At 57.5% G+C, this 10903-nt stretch carries 8 protein-coding genes and 1 pseudogene; 7 read left to right on the top strand and 2 right to left on the bottom strand.

Annotated features, from left to right (window positions below; translation table 11 throughout):
- The 5 genes and pseudogenes from AC13C0_RS07610 to AC13C0_RS07590 form a co-directional block, all read left to right on the top strand.
- Nucleotides 1-210, top strand: a pseudogene (locus tag AC13C0_RS07610) (group II intron reverse transcriptase/maturase); the annotation flags it as partial.
- 168 nt (nt 211-378) lie between these two features.
- The gene (locus AC13C0_RS07605; RefSeq protein WP_482954226.1) at nt 379-3096 is read left to right on the top strand and encodes a S8 family serine peptidase; all 2718 of its coding nucleotides are present in this window, start codon (nt 379-381) and stop codon (nt 3094-3096) included.
- Nucleotides 3093-3569, top strand: coding sequence for a protease complex subunit PrcB family protein (locus AC13C0_RS07600; RefSeq protein WP_117617846.1), 477 nt, complete (start codon nt 3093-3095; stop codon nt 3567-3569). The genes AC13C0_RS07605 and AC13C0_RS07600 overlap by 4 nt, the downstream gene beginning before the upstream one ends.
- A gap of 67 nt (nt 3570-3636) precedes the next feature.
- The gene (gene parE, locus AC13C0_RS07595) at nt 3637-5532 is read left to right on the top strand and encodes a DNA topoisomerase IV subunit B (protein ID WP_341582421.1); all 1896 of its coding nucleotides are present in this window, start codon (nt 3637-3639) and stop codon (nt 5530-5532) included.
- A gap of 95 nt (nt 5533-5627) precedes the next feature.
- Nucleotides 5628-7406, top strand: coding sequence for an SLC13 family permease (locus AC13C0_RS07590; RefSeq protein ID WP_117617844.1), 1779 nt, complete (start codon nt 5628-5630; stop codon nt 7404-7406).
- Here AC13C0_RS07590 and AC13C0_RS07585 read toward each other — a convergent pair.
- Nucleotides 7401-8687, bottom strand: coding sequence for an EAL domain-containing protein (locus AC13C0_RS07585; RefSeq protein WP_117617843.1), 1287 nt, complete (start codon nt 8685-8687; stop codon nt 7401-7403). The genes AC13C0_RS07590 and AC13C0_RS07585 overlap by 6 nt on opposite strands.
- 559 nt (nt 8688-9246) lie before the next feature.
- Here AC13C0_RS07585 and AC13C0_RS07580 point away from each other — a divergent pair.
- Nucleotides 9247-9792: a cytochrome b gene (locus AC13C0_RS07580; protein ID WP_482954225.1), complete on the top strand. Its 546-nt coding sequence runs from the start codon at nt 9247-9249 to the stop codon at nt 9790-9792.
- 72 nt (nt 9793-9864) lie between these two features.
- The gene (locus tag AC13C0_RS07575) at nt 9865-10446 is read left to right on the top strand and encodes a YceI family protein (protein WP_482954224.1); all 582 of its coding nucleotides are present in this window, start codon (nt 9865-9867) and stop codon (nt 10444-10446) included.
- 109 nt (nt 10447-10555) lie between these two features.
- Here the strand turns inward: AC13C0_RS07575 and AC13C0_RS07570 are convergent, their stop codons facing one another.
- Nucleotides 10556-10813: a hypothetical protein gene (locus AC13C0_RS07570; protein WP_482954223.1), complete on the bottom strand. Its 258-nt coding sequence runs from the start codon at nt 10811-10813 to the stop codon at nt 10556-10558.
- Between the last annotated feature and the right edge of the window lie 90 nt (nt 10814-10903).

Genomic DNA, 10903 nt, shown 5'->3' with positions numbered 1-10903 from the left:
CAATGGAAGCGAGTTCACACTCGAGCTCGCAACCTGATGCGGCTTGGACTGGTGGAGGAACGGGCTTGGAAAAGCGCGACAAACGGGCGCGGGCCTTGGTGGAATAGCGGGGCATCGCATATGAATGCCGCACTCCCCAAGCAGGTCTTTAACCGCCTGTCTCTGGTAAGCTTGTTGGATACGATGACTCGGCTTCAGAGCCAGCCATGAACCGCCGTATACGGAACCGTACGTACGGTGGTGTGAGAGGACGGGGGAGGTAACTCCCCCTCCTACTCGATCATCCAGGGGCATCAGTCCACGTATCGGTTAACACTCAGTAAATAACACGCCGGCTGGGATGGGTTATGCTGATGGAAAAGGTGGGGAGTGTTGTTTATGGCGCTGGCGTCGGTTCCCGGCAACGTTGGTAAAACATTCATGCCTGTGGCACTTGCCCTGGTTGTGGTCGGGTGCGGTGGAGGCTCCGGGGGCGGAAAGCCATCAGCTCAGGTTGCTCTCGCCGGAACTATCGACATCGAGGCGGGCACCCGGGTCGATGCTGATAACGCGGATGCGTTGCTTGGGCGTGCCCCGCTGACCACGGTGCAGCTCTTACCGCCTGAGTTTGTTCTTGCGGGCTATGTGAGCGATACGTTGCAGGCCAGGGACTACCGCCTATTGCCCGGGCAGTTTGACGCCTTCCAGTACTTTCCCGATCAAGAGGATCGGTACGTGGCATCGTTGCAGGCCGGTTTGGAACTCACCCTGCAGAGCTTTATCACGAGGCTTGGAACGGCGTCTGATTTGCTGCTGAGCGTGGAAGCGCCCGACGGCACGAATGTCGGGCAGGCAATTGCACCCGGTAACGGGGCGTCCGTAAGCATCGTCCTTAACAGTGAACAGGTGGGTGACTACACAGTCTCTGTTAAAGCGCTTGGCGAGTCGCCTATGCTGTATATCCTGTCCTCATCGAGAACAGAAACCATCAACGCTACTGCCTATGACTGGCCAAATCACCAATTTGTTCAGGATGAGGCGATTGTTTCCCTGCGCGACCCCGGTGTCCGAAGCAGCGGGCTTCCAGCCAGTGCACTGATGGCACCAGGGCGCCAGATCGCCCCCGGACTCTGGATGGTCCGGCGCCCCGCTGCGGTGGCGGCGTTGAAGCAGGGTAGCCCGGCAGAACAGACCCTTGCCTGGATCCGGAGCCTGAGAGCCGACCCGGTCATCGGGCACGCATCCCCAAACTATAAGACCCGCGCGCTGGCCACGCCGGTGGATGAGCCTTTTTACGCCAGCCGGGTGCTGGGGCAGCAGTGGCATTACAGCCTGATCAATGGCCCGGTGGCCTGGCAGCTCGCCCCCGGCGGCGGAGTAGGTGTGAACGTGGCGGTTCTGGATACTGGCTTGTTCCGGGATGGCGGGCAGTGGCACCCGGACCTGACGGCCAATGTCGTCGCCGGCTTCGACGCCGTAGACGGCGATGGTTTTCCCGCCGATCCCGGGAATGCTGTGGGCGGCAGCGTCTACCACGGGACCCATGTTGCTGGCACGGTGGCGGCAGCCGTTAATGGCAGTGGTGGCGCCGGTGTTGCCTTTGGCTCCAACCTGATGCCGGTGCGGGTATTGGGCGAGGGTGGCTCTGGCACGCTCGCTGATCTGCTTGAGGGCATGCAGTGGGTGCTTGGTGATCAGTCGAGGCGGTCCGCAGACATCGTTAATCTTAGTCTGGGTGGATTGCCTTGCGGTGATCCCGCTATTTCCTCGATCAATCCTGATGACAACTTCATGAGTCTCCAGGAATTTATCAATGCAGGTGTCGCCGCCGGTATTGTCTATGTCGCGGCTGCTGGCAATTCGGCCACCAGTGAACCTTCCTGTCCGGCGGCCCTGGAAAAGGTATTCTCGGTCGGCGCCGTGGACGGCGCCGGCAACCTGTCATCCTATTCCAATTCTGGTGGCACGATTGATCTGGCCGCTCCCGGGGGCGATGCAAGTCGCGATGGAAACGGCGATGGCCAGGGCGACCTGGTCAGTAGCACCAGCGCCGCTTTCGTGAATGATCGACTGCAGCCGGTCTATCGCGGGTTACAGGGAACGTCCATGGCGGCGCCCCATGTGTCGGGCGTCTTGGCGCTTATGAAAGAAGCCAGCCCGGTACTGAATTCTGCCGCCATCGAAGGCTATCTCAGGAATGGAGATCTGACTGCGCCACCCTGTGAACCGGGCTGCAGCCGAACCGATCAACTGGGCTATGGTGTTGTGGATGCGGGCAAAGCCGTTCAGGCTGTGCTTTCCGGAAATCCGCCGGAGTTACTGACGGCATCACCGGCGGTTGTGAACCTCTCCTCGGAGACTGGATTATCATCGAGTGAGAGCATTGAACTGTCACCGCTGGGCAATTATGCGGTCACGATTATCGGGATTTCTGCTTCAGATGACTGGTTTACCGCTTCATTGGCATCCGGAACGCTTCCGTTTGAGATGAATTCGGGCAACTCGCCTGCCCAGCTAGCTCTGGTCCTGGACCCGGCGAAGCTCAAGCCCGGGGTGTCCTCCCGGGGTGTTCTTGAAATCACCTACGATTCCGGCACCGAATCTCAGGCTATTCTGACGGTACCCGTGATTGGCCGACAGGTCACCGATCAACAGGCCCGGGACGCTGGCCGGCATTTCGTTTTGCTGGTGGAACCGGAACCCGATCCTCAAACGAATACTTTTGTGACCGTGGGCCAGGCGGTCGCAACGGTAAACGAAGGCCGATATCAGTTCGAGTTCCTTCCGGACGACGGTCAGGCCCCGGAGCTGCAGAATGAAGTGCCGCCCGGCGAGTATTTCCTGGTTGCCGGAACCGATCTCGATAACGATGGCTTTATATGTCATGCCGGCGAGGCCTGTGCCGAGTACCCGGTTGCCGGTTTGCGGCAGGTGGTCGAAGTGCGCGAGAATCAGCCGGTGACCGGGCTTCGCATGACCACGAGCTATTCCAGACCGGCCGCCCTGTCTGTAAATTCGCCAGAGCTTCTGCCCAGGCCGGATTTCACCGGTTACCGGTTACTCCCGGAGCAGACTGGCAGTCAGTCCACCCGCGTTAAGGCGACCCGGATTCCATGAACGTGAAACCACTGATTCGTAGCAGTCTGATAGCGGCGGGGATCCTGAGTGCCGGCTGTGCTGTCAGTCAGACCGAGACCGATGCCGGCGCGCCTTTCGCCAGGCAGGTTGCCCAGTCGGCCCATTGCGGTCTGACTGCGCCCGGATATCTCCATATCGGCAGCCTGGAGGACTTGGCGCGTCTTGAAGCGCTGCCGGCGCGCACCTTTTCACTTCAGGCGCTCAGGGATATTGATTATCAGCGAGAACATGTTGTGCTTGCCTCCATCGGGCAAAAGCCAACAGGAGGCTTCGGAGTGACACTGGAGAGCTCGGAAGTTGCTGATGGAACCCTGCAGCTCACCATAAGGGTTGCCGAACCGGCACCCGGCACAATGGTCACCCAGGCCCTGACCACCCCCTGCGCGGTTATCGCAGTAGCCGCCGAAGGCTGGAACGATATCCGGATCACCCGCGCCGAAAACAACCGTTGATCTTTCTTCACGAATCCCTAAGCTATGGCTCAGTTTTTCATATCAATCGCGGAGTCAGTTCCTGCCCATGAGCCAGCAACAATATAACGCCGATGCTATTGAAGTACTGAGTGGCCTGGATCCGGTGCGCAAGCGCCCCGGGATGTACACAGATACCAGTCGGCCCAATCACCTGGCACAGGAAGTGATTGATAACAGTGTGGATGAGGCACTGGCGGGCCACGCCCGGCGTATTGACGTGGTGCTTTACAGTGATGGCTCTCTGAGTGTCGAGGACGATGGCCGGGGCATGCCGGTGGACCTGCATAAGGAAGAGGGCCTGTCGGGGGTTGAGCTGATCCTGACCCGCCTCCACGCCGGTGGCAAGTTCTCCCAGGGCAACTACAACTTCTCCGGTGGCTTGCACGGTGTGGGTGTTTCCGTTGTGAACGCCCTGTCCAAGCACCTGGAAATCACCATCAAGCGGGACGGCCAACTGCACCGGATGACCTTTGCCAATGGCGAGAAGGCCTCCGAGCTGGAAGTGATCGATACGGTGGGCAAGCGCAACACCGGTACCCGCCTGAAGTTCACGCCCGACCTGACATACTTTGACAGCCCCAGTTTTTCCGTCAGCCGGCTTCGCCATAACCTGCGTGCCAAGGCCGTTTTGTGCCCGGGCCTGACGGTGACTTTCCTGCAGGAAAAAACCGGCGAAAAAGATGAATGGTGTTATGAGGGCGGTTTGCGGGATTACCTGCTCACTGCGCTGGCCGACATTGAAGCCGTGCCACTGGAGCCGTTCACCGGCAGCTTTTCGGGTAACAAGGAAGCCGTGGACTGGGCGATTCAATGGCTGCCGGAAGGCGGTGAAGCGGTCATGGAAAGCTACGTCAACCTGATTCCGACCGCTCAGGGTGGAACCCATGTGAACGGTCTGCGCACCGGCCTGCTCGAAGCCATGCGTGAGTTCTGTGAATTCCGCAACCTGTTGCCCCGTGGCGTGAAACTCTCCCCGGAGGATATCTGGGAGCGGGCGGCGTATGTACTCTCCTTCAAGATGCAGGAACCGCAGTTTTCCGGGCAGACCAAGGAGCGCCTTTCCTCCAGGGAAGCGGCGGCCTTTATCTCCGGCGTGGTCAAGGACGCCTTCAGTCTCTGGCTGAACCAGCACACCGACGTGGCGGAAGCGTTGGCGGAGCTGTTTATCAATAATGCCCAGCGTCGTCTCAGGGCCAGCAAGAAGGTGGCACGTAAAAGGGTGACATCCGGCCCGGCCCTGCCCGGCAAGCTGGCGGACTGCTCCGGTAGTGATACCGCCCGTTCGGAGCTGTTTCTGGTGGAGGGTGACTCCGCCGGTGGCTCCGCAAAACAGGCCAGGGATCGTGAATTTCAGGCGGTGATGCCACTGCGGGGCAAGATTCTGAACACCTGGGAAGTGGACTCGGGCGAGATCCTGGCGTCCCAGGAGGTGCACGATATCGCCGTGGCCATTGGCGTGGATCCTGGTTCAGATCAGCTGGACGGCCTCCGTTACAACAAGGTTTGCATCCTCGCGGATGCCGATTCCGACGGCCTGCACATCGCCACACTCTTGTGTGCGCTGTTCGTAAAACACTTCCGTCCGGTGGTTGCCGCCGGCCACGTTTTCGTTGCCATGCCGCCCCTGTACCGGGTGGATCTGGGCAAGGAAACCTTCTATGCCCTCGATGAGCACGAAAAGCAGGGCATTATTGACCGCATTGCGGCGGAGAAGCGCAAGGGCAGGATTTCAGTTACCCGCTTCAAGGGTCTCGGTGAAATGAATCCGCTGCAGCTTCGTGAAACCACCATGGCACCGGATACCCGGCGTCTGGTGATGCTGACCATTGAAGACGGTGACGATACCGACAGCCGCATGGATATGCTGCTCGGCAAGAAGCGCGCATCCGATCGCAGGGCATGGCTGGAAGCCTACGGCAACATGGCGGATATCGCAGTCTGATATTCCCGTTCGCGCTATAAAAAGCATCCTTTATTCTTTCTAAGTATTCTTCAAACTCGTTATCCTGCCAGTTTTCTGATCGGGAAGAACCGTTGATGGACTGGCAAGGCTGGTTTGCGCTGGGCCTCGCAGGCACTGCGCTGGTACTGATGAGTTCCGGGCGATTTGCGCCCCATCTGGTTATGATGGGTGTGCTCGTGGTGCTCAGTGTCAGCGGTATTGTCTCTGCCGATCAGGCCCTTGCCGGTTTCAGTAACAGTGGTCTTATCACCGTTGTCGCCATGTTCGTGGTGGCGGCGGGCATCCATCATTCCGGCGGCGTGGATCTGCTGGTACACCACCTGCTTCGCAATCCCAAAACAGTCCGTTCGGCCCAGGTGCGAATTGCGCTTCCGGTGTCTCTTTTAAGCGGCTTCCTGAATAACACCCCCGTTGTGGCTACCATGATTCCGGCGGTCCACGCCTGGTCCCGGAAAATTGGCATTTCCCCCTCCAAGTTAATGATTCCCCTGAGCTATTCAGCAATTCTCGGGGGTACCCTCACTCTGATCGGCACCAGCACAAACCTGGTGGTCAATGGTCAGTACCAGCAGCTGACCGGCGGGCCGGGCTTCTCCATTTTCTCCATTACCGCCGTGGGGCTGCCGGTCGCAATTATCGGCGTGTCTGCGTTGTTGATATTTATGCCCAGAGCGCTTCCTGACCGTAAGGATCAGCAGAAGTTCGGCAGCATGCGGGAGTTCACTCTGGAAGTGGCGGTATCGTTCGACGGTCCGCTGGTGGGCAAAAGCGTTGGCGAAGCGGGACTTCGGGAGCTGGAACGGCTTTATCTGGTTGAAATTGAGCGTGATGGCAGCGTGGTAACGGCGGTGCCGTCCGAAGAGCGGCTCAGAGGTGGTGATCGCCTCGTGTTCGCAGGTGATACCCAGGCCATTTCGGATCTGCTTCGTATCAACGGCATCGTACCCTCCGTCCATGAAGACGAGCCGAGCCTGAGCAAAGACAGGGCAGAGCGGCGCCTGGTCGAGGCGGCCTTGTCGCCCCAGTCTGATGTGCTTGGGCTGACCATCCGGGATGCCCGTTTCCGGGACCGTTATGGTGCGGTGGTACTGGCCGTTGCCAGGGGAGGAGAGCGGGTATCCGGCAATTTGGGCAACATTCGCCTGAAGCCAGGTGACGTGCTGTTGCTGGAAGCCCGGCCAGCGTTTGTCAGTCGCCAGCGTTACAATAAGGATTTTCTGCTGATCAACGACCTGGAAACAGAGACCCCCCGGCACGATCGCGCCTGGCTGTCCTGGGGGATCCTGTTGGTTCTGGTTGGCCTGGCAGCCTGCGGCATCCTGAGCCTGCTGAACGCCGCCTTGCTGGGCGCGGCGCTGATGATTCTGTCTGGCTGCTGTTCGGTCGGTCAGGCCCAGAAATCGGTGGATGTGCCTGTGATTCTGACCATCGCTGCGTCTTTTGCGATGGGGGCGGCGCTGGAACAGACCGGTGCCGCAGGCTTTGTCGCCGAGGGCATCCTGGAACTCAGCCAGGGGCATGTGTTACTTACGGTCTTTCTGGTTTATTTTGCCGTGTCGGTGCTGACGGAAGTGATCACCAATAACGCCGCAGCGGTGCTGATTCTTCCGGTTGTACTTTCCATGACCAGCAGTATGGGGGTAGCGTCAGAGCCGTTTGTGATCGCCGTAATGATGGCCGCGTCGGCGAGCTTTGCCACGCCTTTGGGGTACCAGACCAACATGATGGTGTTCGGTCCCGGCGGTTACAGGTTCAGTGATTTTGTTCGTGTCGGCGTGCCAATGAATGTGTTTGTCGGCCTGGTAACGGTTGCGGTTATTGCCATGGTCTACGGCATAAACCCGGGGCTATAAGGGTGGCGTTGCGGGGTTGGCGAGAATGTCGCAGCACAGGACCCGCAGCTTTCCATTCTGGTAGTAGCCGAGCGAAAGGGTAACGCACATGTAGGCGCCGGTAACGCAGAGGTACGGTGCCGTTACGTGCAGGTTTTCTGGCTGAGCCAGTGCCTGGCGCAGATACTGCTGGCGGAACCAGTCAGCGCTGCTGGTGCTCTCCAGGGGTTTGAAGCGCGGGTCCAGGCAGCGGGTGCCGGTGTCGGATACCAGCGTGTCATCAATCTGTACGCCCATGTCATCCACCAGATAGCACCTCGAAACCGCCGGGTGGTTCAGCAGTTCCAGGCAGGATTCCTGCATACCCTGGCCGTTACGCAGCTTCGTGATGGCATGATCGAAGAAACCGCTGAAAAAATCGACCAGTTGTCTCGTCGGGTCCAGGGTGACCTGATTACGAATCTTGTATTCCTGCAGCAGTTGGTCGAAATCCGCAGGCGCGTGGGAAAGCTGGTCCAGGTCCGTGCTTGGCTTGCGGAAATAGAAACCCTGAACAAAGTCGACACCCGCATCAATGGCGATCATCGCCTGGTCACGGGTTTCGACGCCTTCCAGCAGTACCAGGCAGCCGGACTGATGCAGAAGTGACACAATCCCGTTGAGAATCTGTCGGGCCTTGTGATCTTCTGTTGCCCGGGTCAGCAGTTTCCGGTCCAGCTTCACGATATCCGGCGACAGATTCCAGATCCGCTCAAAGTTGGAATGGCCGGCGCCAAAGTCGTCGATGGCGGTGAGGCAACCCAGTTTTTTGTAATAGGCGACTGTTTCCCGAAGTCTCTCCGCGTCATCCGTTGGTTGCTCCACGATCTCCATCACAATTCGGTGCGAAGGAAGGCCGGTTTTGGCGAGTAGCTGACCAAAAAAAGAATCTGCCTGGCTGCCGCTGGTGACCACCTGCGGCGATACGTTCAGAAACAGCCAGTTCAGTTGGTCGCTGATGCCACTGTAGTTGCGTATATGAAGATACCGGCAGAGACGGTCCAGCAGCAGATTCTCCGCGGTGGAATCGGGAAGCTGAAACAGGTGCAGCGGGAGAACGGCCGAGTTGTCGTTATCAAAGGCGCGGATAAGCGCTTCGTAGCCGACGATCCGCTTGTGGGAAATGCTGTAGATGGGCTGAAGCGCCGTTCTGAGCGTAAGCCCCCGGAAATCAGCGGTCCATCGGTCACCTTCCCTTTTCAGCATAGGGGATAACAGTTCCACTTCCGGAGCCGTCAGCTTTTCAGGGAGGCGTTTCGACATAGACGATTCTGGTTAATTAAACGAATGCATCAGTCGCCCGAATCAGACGCCTGAACTGTCTTTTATCAGTACAGATATTACTGAAAAATCCTGAAGTTACTGATAGTTGGAAGGAAGACTGCCAAAAAAACGCGTTTATTACCACTGTTTCATGTAGAAACTGGAAACGGTTTGTATCTTTTGCGGCGAGGTAGTGCGGATTGCGGTCAGTCAGAGTGCGGAGAATTAAACCCAGCGGCCCGGGAGGACCGCCAGGAAATCAGTTGTTGCTGGGTACAACCACGCTTTCGTCGAATTCAAGTTCCATGTCTTGTCCTCTCGGTCAATGAGGCCCCCGGACGGGGCATTGAAATATGCTTAAAGTTTAGCGCTGCTATAATTTCGGGCAATCCGTAATACCCGTATGCGACCAAAGGCAAAGGTTACAAAGGCAAAGATTATGAGAGGTTGGTCAGAAATTCTGATGTAAGACGGCAAAAGATTTTGATTTTTTTCGTGAAGCCACATTTCTACACTTCAACAACGAAATCTGGACCAGGGGCCGAGGCGAATTTTCATCATGCAAATCCGGAATACAGCATCCAGCTACGGTTTGGTGGCGATCGCCATTCACTGGCTTGTTGCCCTGGCAATTTTTGGCCTTTTCGGGCTGGGATACTGGATGGTGGATCTGTCCTATTACCATGAATGGTACAAAAGGGCTCCGGACATTCACCGCAGTGTCGGCATTCTGCTTTTGGCGGTGATGGTCTTCCGGATTATCTGGAAAGTTTTGAGCGTGTCGCCGGTATCGCCGCCTGGCCACAAGCCCTGGGAAGTCCGAAGCGCTTATCTGGTCCACGCACTCATTTATCTGCTCATTTTTGTGGCCATGGTCAGCGGTTATCTGATCTCAACAGCCGACGGCTCCTCGATCAGTGTGTTTGGATGGTTTGAGGTACCTTCGGTGACCGGTCAGATAAAAGGCATGGAGGATGTTGCCGGAACTGTCCATTACTGGACGACCTGGACGATTGTCGGCCTGGCCCTGGTGCATGCGGCTGGCGCTCTCAAACACCACCTTATTGATCGCGATAACACGCTACTTCGTATGCTGGGGAAGTAAGGGTCGCGCCATCCGAACCTGAATTCGTGTAACGCCCGGGCGTTGGGCATCAATGAAATAAGGGAGATAACCATGAAAAAAGCTCTGCTTGCTTCCGCTGTATCGATGGCACTTGCGGGCGTAGCTCATGCCGATGAACACAGCGGCACCTATGCGTTTGACACCAAGGGCACCCATCAATTCATTACCTTCAGGATTTCACACCTCGGCTACAGTTGGCTCTATGGCCGATTCAATGATTTTGATGGCCAGTTCGTGTACGACGCGGAAAACCCGGAAAACAGCTCTGTTAATGTCACCATCGACACCGGCAGCGTTGATTCAAACCACGCCGAGCGTGACAAGCATCTGCGCAGCGAAGACTTCCTTTACGTTGCTGAGTTCCCGCAGGCCACATTCAAGAGCAAGCGGGTGGTGGTTGATGGTGAAGGTGACGCCGACATCATTGGCGACCTGACTCTGCGTGGCGTTACCAGAGAAGTGACGCTGAATGCTGAAATGGTCGGCCACGGTGCAGACCCCTGGGGTGGTTACCGCATGGGCTTTGAAGCCGAAACCGAGCTTCGTCTGGAAGATTTCGGAATCCCGATGGATCTTGGAAAGGTCTCCGAGACTGTTGAGATGATCATTTCTGTCGAAGGTATCCGGCAGTAGGCCTGGCTCACCCTGGCAAAGCAGGTTCCGGGTTTATACCCGGAACCTGCTTTGCCAGGCTTTCATTTCCTTCCCGAGTCCCCGTTTATTTCTGAGTAAGGGGAATGATTCAAAGCGTAGACTTACCGTGTGACGGGCCGTGCGATTCGCGCGTCGGTTCATGCGACTTGCAGAGGTGGCGCTGGCGCCAGAACTGTCCCGCAAAGATGACCAGCCAGATCAGCAAGCCCGCCCAAAGATAGGGCTTGGGGACCTGGAAGCTGCCACTGATCGCAAACTCCACGAGGAGCATCAGCGCCACTGCCAGAACCGCATTGACCAGAGCCGTGGCCATGGCTTGCCCGCAGGCTTTGATATTGGGTTTCATAGTGTTCCGCTTGTCAGATGAGTAAAACGGTCTTCTATTCACTGTTGGCGAGCATACGGTGCACGTTACAGACTCTCCATGCGGGAATTC

This window comes from Marinobacter sp. B-21, assembly GCF_056857895.1.
This window is presented reverse-complemented; position numbering and strand designations above follow the sequence as displayed.